The 23,669-nt window shown below is 45.0% G+C and carries 14 protein-coding genes; 7 read left to right on the forward strand and 7 right to left on the reverse strand.

The genetic code is table 11. The features are described from left to right. Positions 1 to 46: 46 nt before the first annotated feature. The gene (locus tag A3763_RS05245) at positions 47 to 2,230 is read right to left on the reverse strand and encodes an EAL domain-containing protein (RefSeq protein ID WP_068514704.1); all 2,184 of its coding nucleotides are present in this window, start codon (positions 2,228 to 2,230) and stop codon (positions 47 to 49) included. An 81-nt stretch (positions 2,231 to 2,311) separates the two neighbouring features. Continuing rightward, positions 2,312 to 4,459, reverse strand: a complete 2,148-nt coding sequence (locus tag A3763_RS05250; RefSeq protein ID WP_068642366.1) for an HDOD domain-containing protein — start codon at positions 4,457 to 4,459, stop codon at positions 2,312 to 2,314. 226 nt (positions 4,460 to 4,685) lie between these two features. Between A3763_RS05250 and A3763_RS05255 the strand changes: the two genes are divergently transcribed. The 4 genes from A3763_RS05255 to A3763_RS05270 all read left to right on the forward strand — a co-directional run bounded on the left by A3763_RS05255 (position 4,686) and on the right by A3763_RS05270 (position 12,871). Then, complete coding sequence (locus A3763_RS05255; protein WP_197470091.1) at positions 4,686 to 6,332, forward strand: P-loop NTPase; 1,647 nt, start codon at positions 4,686 to 4,688, stop codon at positions 6,330 to 6,332. A 53-nt stretch (positions 6,333 to 6,385) separates the two neighbouring features. Then, positions 6,386 to 8,338, forward strand: coding sequence for an acetate--CoA ligase (acs, locus tag A3763_RS05260; RefSeq protein WP_068509939.1), 1,953 nt, complete (start codon positions 6,386 to 6,388; stop codon positions 8,336 to 8,338). A 413-nt stretch (positions 8,339 to 8,751) separates the two neighbouring features. After that, a complete protein-coding gene (locus A3763_RS05265) occupies positions 8,752 to 10,941 on the forward strand; it encodes a molybdopterin oxidoreductase family protein (protein ID WP_068633098.1) in 2,190 nt (729 codons plus the stop codon). Position 10,942: 1 nt separating this feature from the next. Then, complete coding sequence (locus A3763_RS05270; RefSeq protein ID WP_068633107.1) at positions 10,943 to 12,871, forward strand: DmsC/YnfH family molybdoenzyme membrane anchor subunit; 1,929 nt, start codon at positions 10,943 to 10,945, stop codon at positions 12,869 to 12,871. 78 nt (positions 12,872 to 12,949) lie between these two features. On the opposite strand, the gene A3763_RS05275 is transcribed toward A3763_RS05270, so the two are convergent. Further along, the gene (locus A3763_RS05275) at positions 12,950 to 13,837 is read right to left on the reverse strand and encodes a CPBP family intramembrane glutamic endopeptidase (RefSeq protein WP_197475500.1); all 888 of its coding nucleotides are present in this window, start codon (positions 13,835 to 13,837) and stop codon (positions 12,950 to 12,952) included. A 99-nt stretch (positions 13,838 to 13,936) separates the two neighbouring features. Further along, a complete protein-coding gene (locus A3763_RS05280) occupies positions 13,937 to 16,654 on the reverse strand; it encodes a methyl-accepting chemotaxis protein (RefSeq protein WP_068633103.1) in 2,718 nt (905 codons plus the stop codon). A gap of 185 nt (positions 16,655 to 16,839) precedes the next feature. On the opposite strand from A3763_RS05280, the gene A3763_RS05285 reads away from it, so the two are divergent. From A3763_RS05285 to nhaB, 3 genes are all read left to right on the forward strand, one after another. Next, a complete protein-coding gene (locus A3763_RS05285; protein ID WP_068509584.1) occupies positions 16,840 to 17,391 on the forward strand; it encodes an outer membrane beta-barrel protein in 552 nt (183 codons plus the stop codon). Between the two features lie 16 nt (positions 17,392 to 17,407). Next, positions 17,408 to 18,688, forward strand: a complete 1,281-nt coding sequence (locus A3763_RS05290; protein WP_068509950.1) for an Ig-like domain-containing protein — start codon at positions 17,408 to 17,410, stop codon at positions 18,686 to 18,688. A gap of 233 nt (positions 18,689 to 18,921) precedes the next feature. Beyond that, complete coding sequence (nhaB, locus tag A3763_RS05295) at positions 18,922 to 20,424, forward strand: sodium/proton antiporter NhaB (protein WP_068633105.1); 1,503 nt, start codon at positions 18,922 to 18,924, stop codon at positions 20,422 to 20,424. A 147-nt stretch (positions 20,425 to 20,571) separates the two neighbouring features. On the opposite strand, the gene A3763_RS05300 is transcribed toward nhaB, so the two are convergent. The 3 genes from A3763_RS05300 to A3763_RS28230 all read right to left on the reverse strand — a co-directional run. Beyond that, positions 20,572 to 21,477: an acyltransferase gene (locus A3763_RS05300; protein WP_068509953.1), complete on the reverse strand. Its 906-nt coding sequence runs from the start codon at positions 21,475 to 21,477 to the stop codon at positions 20,572 to 20,574. Positions 21,478 to 21,636: 159 nt separating this feature from the next. Then, a complete protein-coding gene (locus A3763_RS05305; RefSeq protein ID WP_068507569.1) occupies positions 21,637 to 22,020 on the reverse strand; it encodes a YkvA family protein in 384 nt (127 codons plus the stop codon). A gap of 18 nt (positions 22,021 to 22,038) precedes the next feature. Then, positions 22,039 to 23,669: hypothetical protein (locus A3763_RS28230; protein ID WP_197482785.1), on the reverse strand; the 1,631-nt coding region annotated here is incomplete at its 5' end.

A 23,669-nucleotide genomic window follows, 5' to 3' on the forward strand; every position in this document is an offset into this window, starting at 1 on the left:
TATAAGGCTTTGCATTATTATGGATGTTCTGAGGAAAAAGGCCAGCTTATATCTCAATAAGCTGGCTCGCATTGTTGTTAATCTGTTCAAGTGCGTCACGGCCTGGAACGGCTCTACCAAAATAGAAGCCTTGAATCTCCTGGCAGCCCAAAGACTTTAGGTAACTTAGTTGAGTCTCGGTTTCGACGCCTTCGGCAACAATATTGAGTTTCAGGCCGTGGGCCATGGATACAATAGCATTAACGATGCAGGCATCATCGTGTGTATCTTCAATATCCTTGATGAAGGACTGGTCTACTTTCAAAGTATGAATAGGCAGTTTATGAATATAGTTCAGTGATGAATAACCCGTGCCAAAGTCGTCAATGGCAATGGTGACGCCATGCTCAGAGAGTTGTCTGAGTTTTTGAGTCATATTCTCAAGGTCGTTCATAATAACATTTTCAGTGAGCTCGATTTCGAGATTTCCGGGCGGGAAATCTGCCTGGCGCAAGCTGGATAGTAAACGCTGTACAAAGCGCGGGTGTTCAACCTGGAGAGGTGAGAAGTTTACTGATAAGCGAATGTCACTTTGGCCGCTGTCGATCCAGGATTTAATTTCTTTACAGGCCGAATGCAGTACCCAGTCGCTAATATCAGACATTAGTCGGGTTTCTTCGGCTAAAGGAATAAACTCGCCAGGATAGATTAGACCACGCTCAGGATGCTGCCATCTTACCAGCGCTTCAACACCGATGGTCTTACCTGTCTTGGCAGAAATTTGAGGCTGATAATAAACTTTGAACTGGTTACGTTCCAGTGCGTTTCTAAGGTCTCTTTCCAGGCTCAAACGATTTGAGGTGTGGATGGCCATATCTTCGCTGTAGTACTGGTAACCATCTTTACCGCGTCCCTTTACATGGTACATAGCAACATCGGCATTTTGGATGAGCTGGTCAACCGTGTTCCCGCCATTAGGGTAGACGGCAATACCAATACTTACGCCGACAAATACTTCATGCTCACCCAGGTCGAAAGGGGCTTTGAGTGTTGAAATGACTTTCTTGGCAATGGTTCTGGCATCTTCAGGCGAAGAAATTGATGGCAGAAGTAGGGTGAATTCATCTCCACCAAAACGAGATAAGGTATCACACTTTCTGACGCAGCTTTCAAGGCGAAGGGCCACAGACTGCAATAAGCGGTCGCCCATAGCGTGCCCCAAAGTATCGTTGACCACTTTAAAGCGATCCAGATCCAGGAACATGACGGCGACATGATTCTTGTTTCGTTTGGCCTGCGCGATAGAGATGTTTAGACGGTCTTTAAACAGCGCTCTGTTCGGGAGGCGTGTAAGAAGGTCGTGATAGGCCTGAAAGTTAATAAACTCTTCGGCTTCTTTTCGCTCGGTAATGTCACGAGCTGTTCCATAGGTGCCAATCACTTTGGTAAGCGTTTTCTTTTTTCCGGAAATGTCTGTAACTGAGGTTCTTACTTTACGCTCAATAGGGAAGAAAGTGACTTCAAAATAGCGCGCTGTATGGTCTGATTTTTTAGCTTTCAGGCGCAACTCTGAAGACCAGGTATCCTGTTTTTTACCGAACTGTTCCTCAAATAGATAGCTGGCACGCTCCAGGTCATTCTCTTCAATAATATCCAGGTAGTTTCGGCCGATTAAGTCTGTTTTCTTATAACCAAGAATGCTTTCTACTTTGTTGTTCAGAAAAGTGAATCGACCACTTTTGTCGAGCATGAAAACGATATCAGGAGAACTGTTAACGATGTAGCGGTGAAGTTCTTCAGATTTTTGTAGTCTCGATTGCATAGCGTGGTGTGCTTTTTCAAGCATCACCTTCTGCAGGGCGCTTTCCATGGTAGAAAGCAGTTCTTCAGGGTCATAGGGCTTACGCAAGTAATCATACGCGCCACGTCGTAAAGCTTTGCTTACCGCAGAAAAAGAAGACTCGCCGCTGACAACAATTGTTGCAACATCGATTTCTTTTTGAGTGATAAAGTCCATCACTTGATGACCATTGAGATCAGCCATATTCAGATCAAGAAGAACTAGATCAAAGTCTTCTGATGATAGCTTTTCACAGGCCTGCAGGCCACCATGTGCGCAAACAACTTGATAGCCTTTGTTGAGTAGAAGGTTCTCAAGACTTTTAAGTAGGCGATACTCATCGTCGACGATAAGAATGCAGGCTTGTTCAGTTTGCAGACTTAGATTCTGCTCTGTTTTTTGTATTTTCATGCTAACTCTTGACCACTACGTAATCACTACGTTCATTACTGCTCCATATTCCTCTCCTATAGTCGCTTCCATACACATGGACTATAGGCTTTCTTGAGGAAGAAAGATTTGAAACGTCGTTCCTTTTTCGTTGCTTCTACAACTAATGGTACCTTTAGCATCCCTGACGAGGTTTTTGGTAATACTCAGGCCCAAGCCTGAGTGTCCGTCACCTTTTGTTGAGGTAACAGGTTTAAAAAGGCTTTTTGCTATTTCTTCTGGCAGGCCTGGGCCTTGGTCCTTGATCAGGATTTCTACGTAACCCTGGCCATTAAGGTTGATATTGGCTGCCGTGCTGATAAAAATAATGCCGCCTTCAGGCATTGCTTCCGAGGCGTTTTTAATCAGATTTGTAATGATTTGCTTGAACTGGTTCCTTTTCGTGCCGATTCGCTTCAAGTCCTGATCTAAGTCTAGCTGATAGGAAGTGTCGTGCAAGACGAATAAAGAATGCTCATATAAGGTGCAAAGATTCTTGATTTCGGTATTAATGTCGACGCCGGACTGTGTTTCGACGGCTTCTTGTTTTAGGTCGCGTAAACGTAAAATAATCTGACTTGTTCTATTTAGTTCTTCTCTGACAATATCAAGCTCTTCAGCTAGCTCGTGTTGCTCGTAACTTTCTGCAGGCCCCGTTAGTTTGTTAGACAAAGAGACCAAATAGTTATTAATGATGTTTAAGGGGTTGTTGGCTTCGTGGGCTATTTCCCTGGCTCGCTGTGCCATAGCTTCAGTGCTGGCATCGCTCTCAATGCGTGTAATTTTTTCCGTGGTCTTACTGCAAGCCTGGGCCATTTCCTCGGTAAAGTACTTTAATAAACGTATTTGGTGTGAGCTTTGGCTCAGAGAGTGTTCACAGGCAATCACCAATACGCAAAATAAGTCTTCATGAGTCCGAATCGGACAGCAAACAATACCCGTGCTATTGAGTCCCCTAGTTATCTGCTGATCGACAACTGATAAGTTGTTTGAGTCATTGGCTGAGCTTGAGGCCTCAATATTGTGGTCAAGTGAGCACATTACCTGGTTTCTTGCGGCTGACTGCGCGACTAGGCTGCGCTCATTACTTAGTTTCACTTTAATAGGTACTTCATTGTCGCCATGTGCCTGGCCTGAAACGAGCTCTTTAGATTCGGGGTTAAACCAGTAGACTTCGCTTTGGCTAAAACCAAAAAGTAGCTCAAGGCTCGTGCGTAGTGACCTTCCTAGCTCATCTCGGTTTTGGGCGTGACTCAGTTCAGTGCTAACATTCTGGATAAGACCAATCTTTCGGACTTGCTCGGCCAGCTTTACTTGGGCTTTTTTATCGTTTTCACTATCTATGTCGGCTTGAATGTCTATTTCGATATTTAGAGTCTTGGCCATTTCTTTAACATCGCCTTCGACTTTAAAGACAATTTCTTTTAGTAGTGCGCTGTTTAGTTCAAATAATTGGTAACCCAAGTCTGCGAAACTGTCGCCTGAGAAATAATCCTGCTGAAAAGTGCCTAACTGGCTTGAAAGGTATATGAGCTTAACCAGGTGATGAGCATCCTGAATAGATTCAGGCTCGGCGTGATGGAACTCAATCGCATCAACAGCAAAGCTACTTAAGTTCCACTCTTTTGCGAGCCATGCTCCTATTTGAGTATGGTCAACTGAAAATGCTTCTTGCTCAAATTTACAGAGCTTATGAGTAAGAACCTCTGGCTTACTACGAAGTTCTGCATACTCTTGTGGAAAGTGACTGTCGAGAACCACCTCCCCGATGTTGTGAAGCAATGCAGTCAGATAGGCTTCATCAGGATTAGGGTAGCTGGTCAGGATCGCTAATGCTTTTGCAATTAAAGCTGTGCTCAGAGAGTGCTTCCAGAACTGTTTCAAAAAAACGAGGTGTTGACTCTTAAAGCCCGAGAAGAATTGTTGTACCGCCGCAGTGATAACAATCGTCTTGATTGTATCGGTACCCAAAACAAGTAGAGCGCGCTCAATACTTTTTATTTCGGTTCCGCGATTGTAGAACGACGAATTTGCCAGGGATATAACGCGTGCGGTGATCGCAGCATCATGACTAATTATTTGTGACATTCGCTGAAAGGTTGCGCCGTCTTCCTGACAAGCTTCCAGCATTTCAACCAATACATGAGGAAGAGAAGGTAGCTTATTTACCTTCAATTCGTTCATTATTTGTTGTGTGTTGTCTGTAGTCATGGCTTTTTATGATAAAAAATCGTCTTTTAAAGAACGTTATTATTGAGCATATATTAGACAATACTCTATACAAATTAAACATTTATTGCACTTTTTTTAAGTAATTGTTTAAAAGTGAGATTTGCTACTAGAAAAATACTACTTGGTTGTTGTGCGTGATTTGGTGTTTTATCTATCTTAAAGTCGGTAGAATGGGCGAGTTCATGATGTGCGCATGGTAATGTGTTTGTTTGAACCTAAAACGTATTGCCTGCAGGGCAAGCGCACTGAATTTAGTATTAAAACTGTTACCTTGAAAGGCCTTTTTGCGGTGATGCTAGACAAGAATAAAATACCCCGTGTAATCGCGATCACTGGCGGAAAAGGTGGTGTAGGTAAGACGAGTGTTTCAATTAATCTGGCGATTGCTTTGTCAAAAAGCGGCTCCAAAGTGTGCTTGCTAGATGGTGATACCGGCTTAGCTAATACCAATATCATGTTGGGGCTCTATCCCGCCTATACGCTGGAGCATTTGTTCACGGGTGAAAAGTCGATTCAGGATATCGTGCTCGAAGGGCCCGAGGGTATCCAGGTCATTCCAGGAGCATCGGGTTTCGCTCAGTGTGTTGAGTTGGATGTCGGGCAGCAACAAAGGCTGGTGACTTCTATTCGTGCAATTGAGCCTCATTATGACTATATGATGGTCGACACAGCCGCGGGTATTTCTCCAACCGTTCTTCATTTTATTGCCGCGTCTCAAGTTGCTGTCGTTGTGGTGACCCCCGAGCCAACCTCTTTAACTGATGCGTTCTCTCTGCTTAAGGTGCTCAAACGCCGCGGTTATCGACGAAAGGTTCAGATTGTTGTCAATATGGTCTCTAATGCGGCGCAAGCTAAGAAGGTCTTTCAGCGCTTTTCACAAGCCGTTAGTAAGTATCTGGACCTGAATACAGAATACCTGGGCTCGGTATGGATGGATGAAAGCATGCGAGCGGCAGTCAGCTTGCAGCGTCCTGTTGCGCTTTATCCTAAAACCGATCCTTCCGCTCGTTGTTTTTATCGCTTAGCAGAAAAAATAGATGACCTGTTTAGCCAGACAGGCGTTCCGCGTTTGGCCTTTAGCGCCTATTGGCAAAAAGTAGTAGAGCGACAAGTCGCTCGCCCACAGAAAAGCATCGCGGCCAAACAAGCGGCTTCGACAAGAAAAACGACGTCTCTTCATAAACCGGGCTCTTTTGATAAGCTGCGTGAGCAAATGGCAAGCTTTAGCTCGGCAGGAGAGCAATCCCAGGGGAATAAAAGAGCGGTCTCGAGTTATGAACAAACCTTGCTTGACCAAGTTCGGGAAGCTCAAGGCGACTTGTCTCCTGAATCAGAGATCCATGTTGAAGACAATGCTTTGGATTCCGGCGTTGAAGCTAGCGTTGAACGTTATGTTGAGCAAAAAGCAGAGCTAGTAGAGGAGCCGCTATCAGAGCATTCTGAAGATGCATGGGTCGATCTACGGCTTCGTTTAAATAACTTCTTTAGCGATAAAAATACAACACCCGAACAGATGGTGACTTTGTTGTCTGGGTGTATTTACAGTTTTGGTGATCGTCTGGGCAATGCAGCAGTTGACCTTCTTCATAGCTTGCTGCATTCTCTGGATCCTGATCAGTTGAGTGAAGAACAAAAACAATTGTTATTGTCTGATTATGAACGCATCGGTTTGGATGAATACCGCCAGTCGATAAAGCTCAGACAATCCAAAGCCCGTTATGACGCTTCTGGTTTTGGTGATCAACAAGTTCTAGCGCGAGCAATTCGCTCCTCAGCTGAAGATATACCACTGGAAAGTTTATTAGAATCAATCAAGTATGCGTCTTTAGTCGACTCTTCCGGTGACTCATAAAGAATAAAAAGAGACTCTGAATAGTGAGGCTCTACAAGGACCGGAGACATCTCATGAGTAATCAAAAAGTTTATCCCATTCACGCGCAGGCTAAAGCCCGCACTAATATCGATCAAGACCGTTATCAAGCGCTTTATCAGCAGTCGCAGGATGACAATGAATCGTTCTGGGCAGAGCAGGGAAAGCGCCTTGAATGGATCAAACCTTATTCCCAGGTAAAAGATGTATCGTTTTCTTCTAATGATTTGCATATTCGCTGGTATTACGACGGTGTCTTGAATGCTTCGGTAAATTGTCTAGATCGCCACTTGGCTGAGCGTGGTGAACAGACTGCAGTTATCTTTGAGGGAGATGAGCTAGATTCTTCTAAGCATATTTCCTATCGAGAGCTGTACGAAGAAACGTGTAAGTTTGCCAACGCCATGCGACAAACAGGTGTAAAAAAGGGCGACATTGTCACTATCTATATGCCTAATGTTCCTGAAACTGCTGTAGCGATGTTGGCCTGTGCTCGTATTGGTGCCATTCATTCTGTTGTGTTTGGTGGTTTTTCTCCTGAAGCCTTGGCTGCTCGTATCGCTGACGGTGCAGCGAAATGGGTCGTGACGGCTGATGAAGGCGTACGTGGTGCCAAAGCGATTCCTCTAAAGAAAAATGTCGATGCAGCGATTGAAACCGATGCGGTCACGACGGTTGAAAATGTCTTTGTGTTAAAACGCACCGGCAATGATGTTAATTGGGTCGAGGGTCGAGACCTTTGGTATCATGAACTTTTGGCAGGTGCTTCGAGTGAGTGTGAACCTGAGCCAATGAATGCCGAAGACCCGCTCTTTATGCTTTATACCTCTGGTTCGACGGGTAAGCCTAAAGGTGTTCTTCATACGACTGGCGGTTACATGGTCTATGCCTCGCTGACGCATGAAGTTGTTTTTGATTATCAGGAAAATGATGTTTACTGGTGTACAGCTGATTTTGGTTGGATCACCGGCCACACTTACATGCTTTATGGGCCGCTAGCGAATGGTGCTGTGAATGTTATGTATGAAGGTGTGCCGAACTACCCTGATTTTTCGCGTTTTTGGCAGATTGTTGAAAAGCATAAGATTAACGTTATCTACACTGCGCCGACCGCAATTCGAGCCTTGATGGCAGAAGGCGATGCCTATGTTGAAAAATGCGACCTATCAAGCTTGCGTTTGCTGGGAAGCGTGGGTGAACCAATCAACCCAGAAGCCTGGGACTGGTATCACCGTGTAGTAGGTAAAGAAAAGTGCCCGATTGTCGATACTTGGTGGCAGACCGAGACGGGTGGGGTGCTGATTTCTCCTTTGCCTGGCGCCACGGAATTAAAGCCTGGCTCGGCGACACGCCCTCTATTCGGTGTTAAACCTGCGATTGTCGACAATGAAGGCAATATTCTGGAAGGTGCAGCTGAAGGTAATTTAGTTATGCTGGATAGCTGGCCTGGGCAGATGCGTACTGTCTACGGCGACCATGAACGCTTTATCCAGACCTACTTTAGTACCTATGAAGGTATGTACTTCACAGGTGATGGTGCGCGTCGCGATGAAGATGGTTATTACTGGATTACCGGTCGTGTTGATGATGTCTTGAATATTTCGGGGCACAGAATGGGCACCGCTGAAATCGAAAGTGCATTAGTGGCTCACCCAGATGTTGCCGAAGCCGCTGTTGTTGGCTACCCTCACGATATTAAAGGCCAAGGTATTTATGTCTATGTCAGTATGATGCATGACCATGACATTGACCTAAATGACGCGCTCAAAGACACCTTGAAGCAATGGGTGAGAAAAGAGATTGGCCCTGTCGCGACACCGGATATCATACAGTGGGCACCGGCGTTGCCAAAGACCCGTTCTGGTAAAATCATGCGCCGTATTTTGCGCAAGATAGCCGCGAACGAGCATGATAGCTTGGGGGATATCTCTACCTTGGCCGATCCTTCAGTGGTCGCCAAATTGGTTGATGAACGACTGAACAAGTAAGCAATCAACGCTACTGTAGGCAGAGGGGGAAACCCCTCGCAGAACCTGACCCTTGCTAGCCCGCCAGCGAGCCGTGGAAGGCTCTGCCTACAAGTATGGTTTTTCTCGAATCCGTAGGCAAACGGTTCCACCTCTCGCAGAATCTGCCCCCTTGCTAGCCCTCTAGCGAGCCTGGGACGGCCGCTCTGTCTACAAAACACTCCGCCAGATCCAGCAGTAAAATCGACAGCAATTTCCCTGATATCATTTAGACAACAACTTGGCTCGCTAATTGCAAATCACTCCAGCTACTAAAATTATTAATCTATAAATCAATGACTTATAGAAATGTTGCGCTAGCTTGGTGCAATTCTTGAGTAAATTGCTCAGGTATTGCACGGCATTGGTGCTCATTATTGAGAGAGTGTTTGTTTATGTTGTTTGGTCGAAAAGACAGAAAGCCTATCAAGATAGTAGAAAAACCTGTTAAGGAATGGAAGTACACCACCTGTGGTTATTGCTCGACTGGTTGCTCGATTGAAGTCGGTATCGATGAGGATGGAAAAGCGGTAGGAACCCGTGGTGATACCGGGGCAGATGTAAATCGTGGGAAGCTATGTATTAAAGGTATTTTTGAGCACCAACTATTTGATTCAGAGGGCCGCGGTGGTCAACCTCTGATGCGCGACAAATTCTATCAAGACTTTAAGCCTGCCAGCTGGGACCAAGCGCTCGATAAGACGGCCGCTGAATTCAAGCGAATCCAGGAAAAGTACGGCAAAGATTCTGTCGCTGTCGTCTCGACTGGGCAGATCTTCACTGAAGAATTTTATACTTTGGGTAAATTGGTGCGAGGTTGTATTGGTACCAATCATTATGATGGTAATACGACGCTTTGCATGGCTTCTGCCGTTTCAGGCTATAAGCGCTCTTTTGGTTCTGACGGACCTCCTGGTTGTTATGAGGACTTTGAGCATACGGAGTGCTTAATTGCCTGGGGCTCAAACCTGCCTGAGCAACACCCGATTATCTATTGGCGACTTAAAGAGGCCTTAGAGAAGCGAAAATTCCCGGTAATTGTTGTTGACCCTCGTGTAACCATGTTGGCGCAATTTGCTGATATTCACTTACCCATCACGCCTGGCACCGATGTGGTGCTCCAGAATAGTTTGATGCATGTGATCTTGGCTGAAAGTCTTGAAGACCGAGACTACATCAATGCAAACACCCAGGGCATAGAAGAAGTTGAAGCATTGGTTAAGGACTACGACCCGGTCAGTGCTTCAAAAATATGTGGTATTGATGAAGATACGATTCGTAATGTCGCGCGCTTGTATGCGAAAGCCGGTGCTGCAATGAGTATTTGGACGATGGGGATTAACCAGAGCACTCATGGTTCAGACGGCGTTGTCGGTATCAATAACTTGAACCTGATTACCGGAAATATCGGTAAGCCAGGTGGTACCAGCTTGTCTATTACAGGTCAGTGTAATGCTATGGGGACGCGTGAATGGTCTTCTTGTTCTGGCTTACCAGGATACAGGGCTTTGGAAAATGAAGAGCACCGCCAGGAAATTGCAGATTTTTGGGGTATCGATGCTGACTTCTTCCCGACTAAGCGTGGGATGCAACAAACCGATATCTTCCCGGCAATTGAAACGGGCCAGATTAAAGCCTTGTGGTTGATCGCGACTAACCCAATGACCTCGATGCCGCAAACCTCTCGAATTCGTAAGACGCTTGAAAAACTGGAGTTCTTGGTTGTTCAGGATAGTTACCGTGACGTTGAAACCAATCAATATTCTCATGTCTATCTTCCGGGTTCAGTTTGGGCAGAAAAGGAAGGTTGCTTCACTAATACGGAGCGTCGTGTAAACCTAGTGCGTAAAGTGGTTGAGCCTTATGCCAACTCTAAGCCGGATTTCTGGATCTTTAACGAAATGGCCAAGCGTTTTGAGAATGGCCAGAAGATTAACTTCCCTGATACCACGGCAGAGGCCTTTGAAGAAATGCGCCAGCTATCGAAAGGTGATGGCAGAACCTTAGATATTTCAGGTATGACGCATGAAATACTGGAAGAAGCCAGAGGGATTCAGTGGCCTTATCGCGAAGGAAATGACAGTGGCAAGGGCGACCCTCGTTTGTATACGGACGGTAAGTTCCAGACTAAGAGCAAGAAGGCGAACCTGATTCCTTTGCCGTATATCGAGAATAATGAAACACCTTGCGACAAGTACCCCTTCTGGATGAATAGTGGCCGGGTAGTGGAGCACTTCCATACCCGAACTAAGACCGGGAAGTTGGGTAACCTGAATAAGTTCAGCCCAACCCCCTACATGGAAATGAACCCTGACGCAGCTGCAGAGTTAGGCGTAGCGCATCAATCGTATGTGAGAATTGTTTCGCGCCGCGGTGATGCCGTGGTGATGGTACAGCTAACGCAGAGAGTTCCTAGAAATATGGTTTTCATTCCTTTTCACTTTCATGATTGTGTTAATCGTGTCTCGCTTGGTTTGCTTGACCCACACTCAAGGCAACCTGCCTTTAAGCAGTGTGCGATCAAGATAGAACCGGTCGACCAGTCGGTGGCTGGTCAATTAAATGCTGAGCGAAGAGGATATTAATATGCTGAATTTATTAGTAAAAGTTCGTGACCGCTTGGACCAGATCGGTGTGCCGAACGAAGAAAAGAACACCAACGAAAGACCGACTTTTACCTTCAGGGATAACGAGCAAGGCTATGCAAAGCTGTATGATCCTAAGGTGAAGAAGAACGAAAGCGAAGAAAACCGCTATGGGCAGAAGATTGACTTATTGGATCTGACCGAAGGCGCGTTCGAGCAGGGGCGATCGATGCAGATCAATGAAAACCCCTCTGTAGGTTGCAACCCTAATCGAAACAAGCAGCACGGATTTCACTTTACCGCTGACAACTGTATCGGTTGCCATGCCTGCGAAGCCGCTTGTAGTGAAAAGAATGAAAATCCGGCTCACTTGGCTTTCCGCTCGGTTGGTTATGTAGAAGGGGGTTCCTACCCTGACTATAAGCGCATGAACATATCAATGGCGTGTAACCATTGTGACGACCCGGTTTGTTTGAAGGGCTGTCCAACAAAGGCTTATACCAAGCATACTGAATATGGTGCGGTACTCCAGGATCCTGATACCTGCTTTGGTTGTGGTTACTGTACTTGGGTTTGTCCTTATAACGCACCACAGCTTGACCCGGTTAAAGGTCAGGTATCGAAGTGTAATATGTGTGTTGACCGCTTAGAAGTAGGCTTGAAGCCAGCCTGTGTGTCGGCCTGTTTGGGTAATGCATTGAACTTTGGTGTTATTGAAGATACGCCAGAAAATAGAGAGCAGACTGAGGCGAGTATCCCTGGCTTCCCTGACCCATCAATTACGCAACCTAATATTCGTTTCCAGCAGATCAAAACTCTACCGGAAGAGATGACGCGAACAGATGTTCAGCCTCTCAAGTACCATAAGCAAGAAGATGGAAGTTATCGTTCAGTTGTAGATGAGAAAGCAGGTAAAGAGCGATCTTGGAATTTGAAGCGTCTAAGTTCGCGAGAAAATCCTTTGGTTATGTTCACCTTGTCGACTCAAGCAGTGATCGGTGCCTTTATGATTTTGCTGTTGGGGCCGTCTATCTTCCCTGAAGCCTTTGCATTTTTAGATCAAAGTGCGATGAAGTATCCATTATTGGGTGCGATGATTTTTGTTCAGGCCTTGGGTTTATTCCTTTCTACGCTGCACTTGGGTAAGCCTTTGCGTTTCTACCGTGGGTTTAATAACTTGCGTTGGTCACCACTTAGTCGGGAAGCCTTGGGTATAGCCATGTTCTTCGCGGGCCTATGTGGCTATACCGTGTTGTCTGCGATCAATGAATGGTTGCAGTTGGGTATCCTAGATTTGCTGATATCTATTGCGGGTGGTTTTGCGGTGATCTCTGCTTTGATAGGTTTGTACTTCATGCACTGTATCTATCGAATTAAAGCTCGCCCGTTCTGGAATCATTGGCAGGTATTGACCAGCTTCTTTGGCAGTATGTTTAGTGTCGGCGGAATTGTTTTTGCCGTGTTTGCTTGTATTGCTTATTCGCTTCAAGATTTAAGCTTTGCACCACTTCTGAGTGTCTTGTCTGGTCTGGTCTTTATTGGCTTGCTGGTTGAGTCAATAGGTCTTGTTGCTCATGCTCGTTACCTGAATACTGAACAGGGAGAGGGCGCAGCAGCGCACTACATTCAGTGGACGACGTTTGGCAATACTTACTTGGCGAGAAACGTCAGCTTAGTGCTTGGCTTGCTTATCTCTGCAGTCTTCTTTATCTGGGCGCCTACCGGTATTTCAGCTGCACTGATTGGTATCGCTGCGGGGCTTGGCATGATCATTATGTTGTTAGTTGGTCGTGCACTCTTCTATGTATTGGTTGTACCTACAACCATGCCAGGGGCTTTCTTCTGGAAGAACAAAGGGTTTGAAGAACATGCCAGAGACATTGGTTTGGCAGAAATGCCTCAGGTGGGTGTTGTACCTGACCTACACTAATCGCAAGTGACTTAAGAGAAGGCTGCTTTCGAAAGAAAGTGGCCTTATTGCCAATAGAATTTAGTGCGTGCTTAGTCATCAATGAGTAAAAGAGGCAGGATAAACGAAGAAGCTAAAGTGAATCAGGTTAATGCTAAAGTGAAGCAGGATAGCAAGTAGCAGAGAATTGCTTCGCTGGTAACTCCATGCGTAGAGTAAACCCGCGGCAAAGATTAGGCTGAGCCTCTCTATCGCCCCGGGCCCTGTATGGAAGTGAGCAAGAGTGAACAGAAGGGATGAGCCAATGATGGCGGCGCTGGCTGTAGACGATTTTAGGAATATAAAGCGCTGAATGATTAGCCTGAAGAACGCTTCTTCAGCGATGCAGGTCACAAACAGATTAATAAAAATAAAGGCCAAAGTCAGCTGGCCGAATTTAAAATCTGTATTGACGCCCAAAATGTAGCCGATCAGAAAAATCCCAAACATAGCGAAGCCGAGCTTGGCGAATAGCTCGGGCTTTATGTTGGTTTCGTTCTTCAGGTTTGAAGGGCTCGTATTGCTGACCCAGTAGCGAAAGCAAAATAAGATTAATACTGCGCCCAAGGCTTTATCAAGGTGAGCACTTAGGGTGTAAGGAATGCTTGAGTTACCAAGTAAGGCCGGGCCGAAGACCGTGGTTTTAGTAAAGCCGGGAACAAGGTGTAAGGCTAGCATCAAGGGCACAAGGCTTAAAAATATCCAGGCGAAGGTTTTTATTGGTAAATGCTTTGATTGAACCTGACTAATGATCAGCGTGGCGAAAACAAGGAAAGCAGCAGTTCGCCAATCGATAACTTGCGTTAGCCAGCTTGTAATCAGCAAGATTGCGAGCAAGGGTAAGCTTAGAAGTAGGCTAGGTGGCTTGCCGGGCTTGAGCAATAAGCTGACTAGCAGTGTGTAGACAGAAAAGCTTGGAAGTAATTCGAGAGGCAGTTGAATATCCATATAGCTATACATTTACAATTGTAAATCCAGTTTACTAAAGTCGAAAAAAAAGACCGGAAATATACCGGTCTTTTTGAGTATGCGTGATATCAAGTGTTTTTAGAAGTCTTCCCACTCATCGTCTTCTGAAAACGAAGCTGCACCGTTATCCTCTTGCGCAGCACTGCTTGCCTGGTAGGTGATGACAGGTTCTTTAGTTGGTTCTGGTGCACTGTAACTTGCTGCAGGTGTTGACGGAGCTGAAGCGAAGGAGGGAGAAGAACTATGCGAGCTCTGCGAAGCATCTAAGCGGAAGAAGGCAATCAGGCGATTCATGTTGCTCGCTTCTTCAGACATTGAACGGCTTGCAGCAGAGGTTTGCTCAACCAAAGCCGCGTTCTGCTGAGTCATTTCGTCCATTTGCGCAACGGCCTGATTGATTTGACTGATACCGCTATTTTGTTCGATTGCTGCAGTGTTGACGTCATTGATCATCTTGGCAACGCGATCAACTGACTGGACGATGTCATTGAGCATTTGCCCAGACTGGTTAACCATGGCTGAGCCGGATTCTACCTTGTTTACACTGTCACGAATCAAGTCTTTGATTTCCTTCGCCGCGGCAGCAGAACGTTGCGATAAGGTACGAACCTCTCCAGCAACGACAGCAAAGCCACGGCCTTGCTCACCAGCTCTTGCGGCTTCAACCGCAGCATTCAAGGCGAGGAGGTTGGTCTGGAAGGCAATTTCATCGATCACGCCGATAATGTCGTTGATCTTGTTGCTAGATTCCATTATTTCACGCATCGCACTAACGGCACCTTGAACAACTTCACCGCCTTGCTCCGCTTTACCCTTCGCATCGCTTGCCATAGTGTTTGACTCGGAGGCATTTTCCGACGTTTGTTTTACGGTGGCTGTAATTTGCTCCATGCTGGAAGCGGTTTCTTCCAGTGAGCTGGCTTGCGATTCGGTTCGTCGACTTAAGTCATCGGAGCCTTCCGCGACTTCTTGTGAAGAAGTGCGAACCGTTTCTGAGGCGATTTGAATGCGTGTTAGCACTTCACTTAGTTTGGTAACGCTGTTATTTGCATTGTTTTTGATGGCAAGTAACTCGCCCTTGTAATTGTTTTCGATACTCTTGGTGAGATCACCTTCAGACATTGCTTCAAATATCACGCCGACTTCACTGACAAACTCGGATGTCTTGTCCATTAGAGAGTTCAAACCATTACTGAGGTTTTCGAAGAAGCCACTTTTACCGGTTAGGTCAATTCGTTGTCGAAGGTCTCCATCGTTGGCGGCATTTATCAAACTGTTAATTTCACCTTCTAGCGCAACCTCATCAGTTCTATCTGACCATTCAACGACGGTACCCAAGCGAGTTTGGTCTTCGCCATATATAGGTGTCGCAGTTAGGCCAAAGGTACGTACACCGACCTTAATTTCAGTTTGATATGTACTGGTCAGACGCTCAAGCATACTGCGTTGGTGTGCAGGGTTTTTGTGGAAAACATCGATGTTGTTGCCAACAAGGTTATTGGCATCAAAGTTTGGCAGCACTTTGCGTAAGTCTGCCTCAGCTACGCGCATCATATTCTGTACTGCTTTGTTCATATAATTGATGTTGTAATTTGCATCGGCCATCATCACATTGGTATTACAAACATCGAGAGCCAGTCTAACGCCTGCATTTTCCTCGGCGAGTTGTTTGGCTTTTGTTTCTTGAGCAAGCGCTTCTGTTCGGTCATTCCATTCAACGACAGTACCGATTCGTTCTTTGTTTTCAGCAAAAATAGGGGTCGCGATTAAGTTAAATGTGCGTGGCCCAACCGTAATGTTGGTTTGGTAAGTGCTGGTGAGCTTCTCAAGCATGCTGCGTTGATGCGCTGGATTCTTATGGAAGATGTCGATATTGTTGCCAATCAGGTTATCGGCGTCGAAGCGAGAAAGCTCTGCTTTCAAGTCGCTTTCCGCAGTTTTCATCATTTCTTGTACTGATTCATTCATATAAATGATATTGAACTCAGCGTCGGCCATCATGACGTTGGTGCTACACACATCTAGCGCTAGTTTGATTCGCGTATTGTCTGCTGCCAACTGAGCTTCAGCCTGTTCCTTGGCTAGCTGCGCGGTTTGATCATCCCACTCGACGACGGTGCCGAGTCGTTGGTGTTCATCATCAAAGATTGGTGTGGCTATCAAACTGAATGTTCGAGTGCCAACTTGGATTTTTCCGTTATATTGAGTTTGCAAGCCTTCTAGCATACTCCGTTGGTGAGCCGGATTTTTATGGAAGACATCAATACTCTCTCCCATAAGTGCTTGAGCATTAAAGTTGGGAAGTACCACTTTTAAGTCTGCTTCAGCACTTTGCATCATTTCCTTTACGGAGTCATTCATATAGACAATGTTGTAGTCATCATCGGCCATCATGACATTGGTGTTGCAGACGTTTAAGGCAGAGATAATCCGCTGAGTGGAGGCTTGAGAAGCCTCTATTTCGTTTTGTTTTTCCTGTTGGCTATAAGCTAAAGCCTGTAGCTTGGAGGCTAGGCTATTGTTCTTCGCACCAGTATTTTCTGAAGCGTTCGAAAAGTTCCCCATGGAAATTTCATCGACTAAATGCTTCACCTGAGAGATTGGGGCGCCCAGATTGTTCTGTGTGTTATGGATGTTAATGAATGCGATGGCGGTCACCAGGATAAGCGCGATAATACTACCGGATATGCCGATAGCCCCACTACCAGATAATAGCGAGCCAACTGTGATCAGCAAAGCTAGCGCGAAGCCGATAATTAGCTTCCATTGAGGTTGTATTTGTTCTTGATGGTTCATGTTTATTACCGTCCATTAGTTGATAAGGATTGGGGCCTGTATCAATGTAGTTCAAAAAAACAATATCACCTTAGTGGTAGATAAATTTTTATTGTTCTGGCTTAACGAAAAATTAGGATAAGATTGCTCGCTAGTTTGATAAGCTAGGAAACCATTATTTAAGGTATGGATAAGGGAAGACGAGAATGAATTTAAAGAAATGCATTGGGGGGAGTATATGTTTACTTGCTCTAAGCAGTATCGCTTTTGCAGAAGATAAACCTAAATATTATGCCGGGCTGGATGCCCACTACCTGATAAATACTATTGGTAATGAACAAAGTGGCGAAGCGGAGTTCGATATCTCTGGAGCTGGTCTGAGAGCGGGATTATATTTGGAGCCTCAAGTAGGGCTTGAAGTTTATGCCGCACAAGGTGTCACTGAGGGAGACGATATTGGTATTGATATGAGTCTCGTATCTTCGGTTGGGATATTGGGTCGTTTCGAGTCTCCAGAGGCTGAGAACGGTGGGAAATTGTTTATCTTGCTTGGCTATGGCATGTCTGAACTGGAAATGACCCGCAGCGCCTCCAGCCCCGTAGATAGAGAGTTGTATCATGGCGTTGTCTACGGTGGTGGTGCTGAATTTCGTTTGGGTTCGAGTGAGACCTTTATCAATATTCAGGGCCTTCGTTATTATGATGAGGATCACCTCTCTCTGGATGGTGTGAGCTTGGGCTTACGCCAAAGTTTCTAGTTAAAAAGGACTTAATATGTGTTCAGTAAAAAAGATGACACGGGCTGTTTTACTTTTAGTTAGCTTTGTCTTAACAGCTTGTGGTGTGGGTAATGAGCAAACTTATATTCAAGCCGTTGAAGTCAACACTAAGAATTTGACCTCTATTTCTATTGTTTCCTCGAATGATCGCGTGCGTGAAGGGGAGACCGAGACATTCACAGCCTTGGGAAATGTTGATGGCGGTGCCAGCCAGATTGATATTACAAGTTCGGTAAGCTGGTCGAGTTCAGACTCTTCGATTATATCGGTGAATAGTAATGGTGTGGCGACAGGTAAATCTAACGGTACGGCGGATGTAATAGCACGGCTTGCCGACCTTTCGGCGACTAAGGCATTGCGCTCTTCCGATGCACCCTTGGTCTCGATAGCCGTCAGTAATCAACCTGCGAGCCTTCCAGTATGTCAAACATCCTCGCAACAACTGCTTGCAAGGGGAACATATAGTGACGGTGATGAGGCAGACATTTCGGATAAAGTAAGCTGGAGTGTCAGTGATAGCTCGGTTATTTATGTTGGTGATGTAGCGCTGTCTGATGGCTCGAGAGAAGATAAAGGAGTCCTCTCTGGTTTGTCTATTGATGATGCGCAAATCATAGCAAGCCAGGATGATATTGATAGTGAAGGGGTGACAGTTTCAGTCGTGGCGGGAGGTCTGACTAGTATTTCCGTCAGCTCTGCTGATGAAATGCTCTATGCGGAAGAAAGTAGTCAATTTTCAGCGCTGGGTGATTATGGCTCAGACCCCGTTGATATAACTGAAAACGTCCAATGGGGGTCTTCTGATATAACAATTCTGGCATTCTCTGATACCGACACTGGCTTGGCTGAACTACTGCTTGAAGGGTCTAGCAATGTGAGTGCTACTTGTGACCCCGGAGGCTCAGGAGAGCTGCAGTCAGCCTTACTTGCGGTAGATGTAGAGGCAGCGGTTGAGGTGGTATCGCTTCGTGTAAAGTATGGGAATGACAGCTATAACGATGATGACACTATTGAACTGGATCTGGAAGACGGCGAGGCGCAGCTAAAACTCTATACCGTTGATACTAAAGGGGATGAAGGGATTGTTGATCTGGCTGATGAGGAAGAAACTAGTTGGTCGGTGATCGGAACTGCGCTTTCAGGTGAGGCTGCTGACATCTCTAGTTCGGGCTTAGTGACCTTTGATGCCGTGGGGGAGTCTGAATACCAGGTTCGTTATAAAGATGATGATAACGATATCAATGTAGATATTTATTTTTTCATTAAAGTTGAATAGGACTTGCTAGTTTTTTAGCGTACAATCCCCGCCGCCCCGGAAACGGGCACTGAAAGTTACCGCAGTAAGCACGACACAGTGTTTATTGCGGAAACCCCTCTTTTTTATGTCTGTTACATCAAGTAGTTAATTATCCGCATTGACTCAGTGAGTTGCAGTTCGCTACGTATTAGGACGTATTTCAGCACCCTATGAAATACCAATCTTGTAGCCCTGAGATTTAGGAAGTTAGAATGGCCAGAAGTTTATCGCAGGCTTTTTATAAAAACTTTTTGGGCAACACGCCCAGTTGGTACAAGAACGCAATTATTGCATTTTTAGTCTTTAATCCTATCTTGTTTACCCTTGCGCCTTATGTTGCGGGATGGCTATTGATAGTGCAGTTCATTTTTACCTTGGCGATGGCATTAAAGTGTTATCCATTGCAGCCGGGTGGCTTGCTAGCGCTGGAAGCCGTGCTGATAGGTATGGTGTCGCCCGAGACGGTTTATCATGAACTTGAGAATAACTTGCAGGTTATTCTGTTGCTGATCTTCATGGTGGCGGGGATTTATTTTATGAAGAGTATGCTGCTCATCGTATTTACCAAAATCATTCTTGGTATTCGATCGAAGACGCAATTGTCCTTAGTCTTTTGTGTTGCTTCAGCTGTTTTGTCAGCTTTTCTCGATGCTTTAACTGTTACCGCAGTCATTATCAGTGTCTGTGTCGGTTTTTACTCTGTCTACCACAAAGTCGCGTCGGGCAAGAAGTTTCATCATATTGATCATGACCATGGAGATGATGATGACGTTCATGAGGATCATCGTCAGGCCCTTGCCCAGTTTCGAGCATTCTTACGTAGCTTGATGATGCATGGTGCTGTAGGGACTGCCTTGGGTGGTGTCTGTACACAGGTGGGTGAGCCTCAGAATCTACTAATTTCTGAAAAACTGGGTTGGGACTTCGTAGAGTTTTTCTTGCAAATGGCACCGATTACAATGCCGGTTCTGTTTTTTGGCTTGCTTACTTGTATTCTGTTAGAGAAAACCAAAAAATTTGACTACGGGGCTAAGATTCCAGGCTCGGTTCGGAAGATTCTAGAAAACTTTGATCAGGAAGAGAAGGCTAAAATGACCCCGGAATTTAAAGCTAAGTTGATTGCTCAAGGTGCAGTGGCAGTACTGTTATGCGTATCACTAGCTTTGCATTTGGCTGCGGTAGGGCTAATTGGTTTAACAGTCATTATTCTTGCAACTGTCTTTACTGGGATCAATGAAGAGCATCAAATTGGTAAAGCGTTTGAAGAGGCATTACCGTTTACAGCTTTACTCGTTGTCTTTTTCACGATTGTCGGTGTAATTCATGAGCTGCACTTATTTTCGGGTGTGATTAACTATGTTCTGTCGCTTGATGAAAGTGCCCAGCCTGGCATGTTCTTCATTGCGAATGGAGTACTGTCGATGATTAGTGATAATGTCTTTGTTGCGACTGTTTATATCGATGAAGTGAAGAGTGCCTTTGATGCCGGTTCTATTAGTCGCGAGCATTTTGAAAAGCTTGCCATAGCGATTAATACCGGAACAAACCTACCTAGTGTTGCAACGCCAAATGGTCAGGCGGCCTTCTTGTTCTTGTTGACCTCTGCGATAGCGCCATTGGTGCGTTTATCATATGGCAAGATGGTGGTTATGGCCTTGCCATATACTGTGGTATTAGGTGTTGTTGGCTATCTAGGTGTTTATCTCACACTCTAGGCTATGAATGCTTGATATAGCCCGGCCTGTCCGGGCTTAATTATGGATGCTTTAAATGCCGGGCTGCCGGTCAGGCTAAGAGGCACAAAAAAGCCCGAAGCAAGATGATTGTTTCGGGCTGATATGAGTTCGGATTTATTCCTACCGTTAGTTGATATTATTACGTGTTTTAATATCCGTAATTAGCTGATCTTTATTTTCCCAAAGTGTATTTAACCAAGCTTGAAAAGCTGCTTTAAACTCAGGGTCGCTACTATAGTCTTTACCTAAGAACTCTTTAGGTATTTCTATTTTGTTAATATGGACGGTTACTTTCGAAATACGACCACAGAAGAGATCCCACGGTCCGATATCTTTATCGTGGTAAACAATTGTAAGATCCAGCATGGTATTCATTTGAGAGCCCATACTGCCTAGAACAAAAGCTGCTCCACCCGCTTTAGGCTTTAGCAGGTTTGTGAATGGGGACTCTTGGCGCGCATGCTTTTCCGGTGTGAAACGAGTACCTTCGAGGAAGTTAAATACTGATACTGGCGTTGTTTTAAACTTCTCACAAGCCTTTTGTGTGGTTTCCAGATCTTTACCGGCAAGTGATGGATCTTTCTTTATTTGTGCTGGAGTGGAGCGCTTCATGAAAGGGAAGTCCAAAGCCCACCAGCAGATGCCAATAATCGGTACCCAGATAAGTTCTTTTTTAAGGAAGAACTTAAGCATAGGGATTTTGCGGTTCAAGATTTTTTGAGTGATTGGAATATCTGACCAAGATTGATGATTACAATTTACAAAGTACCAATCATTTTTTGTTAGCCCTTCAACACTGGTAAAATCCCACTCAACCTTCAGAAACATTGCCATAAAAAAGTTGTTCATAGAAACCCAGTTTGTTGCACAGGCAATAAGGGTTTTAGTCACAATTTTTTTGACGATATTGATGGGAATGATGATCTTAAGCAGAGCGCCAACGACTAAAATAGGCATCCAGAGCAAAGTGTTCAGAATAACTAAAATCAGAATAATAGCCCCTTTAACTGGGCCAGGAAGAAAGCTGAGCATATATACCCCTCATAGTATTTTAGTAAAATTTTATCGAGAGACACCTACAAGTACAAGATTACAGCGTACGCATGTAAATATGGTGCTGCATTATCTATTTAATCTGGCTGTATAGTGCAAATAAGGTGGTGGCAATAGGTGGGAGGATAGTGCTCATGCTTACTGTTCTGGTTTATCGGGTGGCGCTTCAGTTGAAGTCTTCTTTTGATCAGTTTTTTTAGCTGGAAAGAAAGCATCAGTTTTATGTTTAGCTTTCGCTTTGATTTCAGGTGTGATGTATCGAGACAGCGTGGCGATTGCCGCAGCCATTACAGATATGTCATCGGTGTAGCCAAGAACGGGGGTTAAGTCAGGAATCCCGTCAATAAGGCTAATGAAGTAGCCGAGCGTTCCGAGAATAACCGTTTTTACCCATGCTGGAGTGTTTGGTTCGCGTAGGGTGTAATACAAAATTAGTGCGTGAGTAATAGCTTCCTGAGAAAGGGAGCTGAAGGCAGATTTGATTTTACTAGTTAGCTTTTTTTCGTTTATATCGTCTTTCATTTTACTCTCGACCAGGCTTTATTCGAAGCCTGGTTTTAATATCTGATCTTTGCCAGCAAGTACTAAACCAATGCTGTTTTCCTGTAGCCATAATAAAGTTAGGAGATTCCCTGGAGTCGCGCTGTCGTCAGATTTTGATATAAATCCCTTTAATGTTAAAGCTTGCCCCAACACATCAGCAAAGCTAATTTCAATCTCGTTAAAGGTAACACGGCAAGTGTCACTTTCTACCGACGCTTGAGAGTCTTGATTCGGAGAGCTGAGGGAGTTCGTCTCTGGGTTGCTGGTCAGGGTATGAGTAACGTAGATTCTCGATAATTGCAGTGTGGCATGACAGTCATTGCTTGAACCTGCATTTAGTCTATCGGTAATATGCAGAGTTGATCCGTTCAGATTTTGTAGACTGTTTGTTTCGTCCAAAATAGTCATGCTATTACCTTGTATATGATAGGTAAACTGTATTACATCGTCGGTATCGGGAAAGATTGGGCTGCTTACTTCCTCTAGCTCAACGCCGAGAATAATTCCTGTCCCACGATCAGTAGTCACAGTTGTATCAGAGGTGTTGAAGGAAAACGCAAAATGACTTCCGCTTTCTGTCGCGTGACCAATAGGTGCTTCGAGACCACCATCGAGCTTCAATATACCTCTATTTACCTCTGAAATGCCTGTCTCGCTGCTTGGGTCTGATACTTCGCTCAGTTCACTAAAGAATCTGCGTGAGTCCTCAATAATTCCTCTTTGCGTTGTCAATGACTGTGAGTTGTTGTTGGCGAGACGAGCTAGGGTATGGCTTCTATAGTGGGGGTTATTAATAGGCTGCTCCAGGCTGAAAAAACTACCAGATGCATTCCAAATCATTGTTTCGCCAAAGATTTCTATTATTTTATCTGTATCATTGAGCTTCTGAGAGAAGGATATTACTCCGTAGCTTTTGCCATTAAGTAAGCTGGTGGAAAAAGTGCTAGGTGTTTGCTGAGCGTGTACTTCCCATGAAAAAAGATTGATATCTTCGATCTGGTCTCCTAATTCTTCATCTTCAGTATTTGGATTTTTGACAATGTAGTTCGCGGCTTTGCTAAAGTTGCCACCAGTTAGCCAAGTTGGTTCGTTTCCATAATCAATATCTTCCTCTTCCTCGACAGGTGAGTAAACCGAGTCTGGTTCATATTCGTTTACTTGGTAGAGCTTGGCGAAAATAGGTTCGTATTGCCACGCGACATCTTTTGTATCAGTCACATCACCCGGTTGAGATGGGCTTAATGTACGTGCTTCCAATATGTTGCCTTCCCTACTTAAGAAAGAGTCGGGCGTAGAGGCTGAAGCATAAGCGTTGATTGGCTCAGATCGGTCAATATCGCTGTCGTTAATATCTCTCACGGTTAGGCTTGTGCGTTCATAAGGGATATCGATAAATAGCGCTGACTCGCGGCGTAAGTCCGTTAAATAGGTGGTGCTTTGATATTTGGGGTAAGCGGGCAGTTCATTGGCTAGCTCCCTGTTTTCGACGATGGTTGAATTGGATGCAGCAAAGCCAATGGATTCTACGCTCCTATTAGTTGCGTTGATATCGCTTAAAGAGAGGGCAAGAAATGCACTGTTATAAGTTTTTGGCAAAGGTGGAGGTGTAGAGAAAACGTCGCCATTTT

It is taken from the genome of Oleiphilus sp. HI0128, assembly GCF_001635365.1.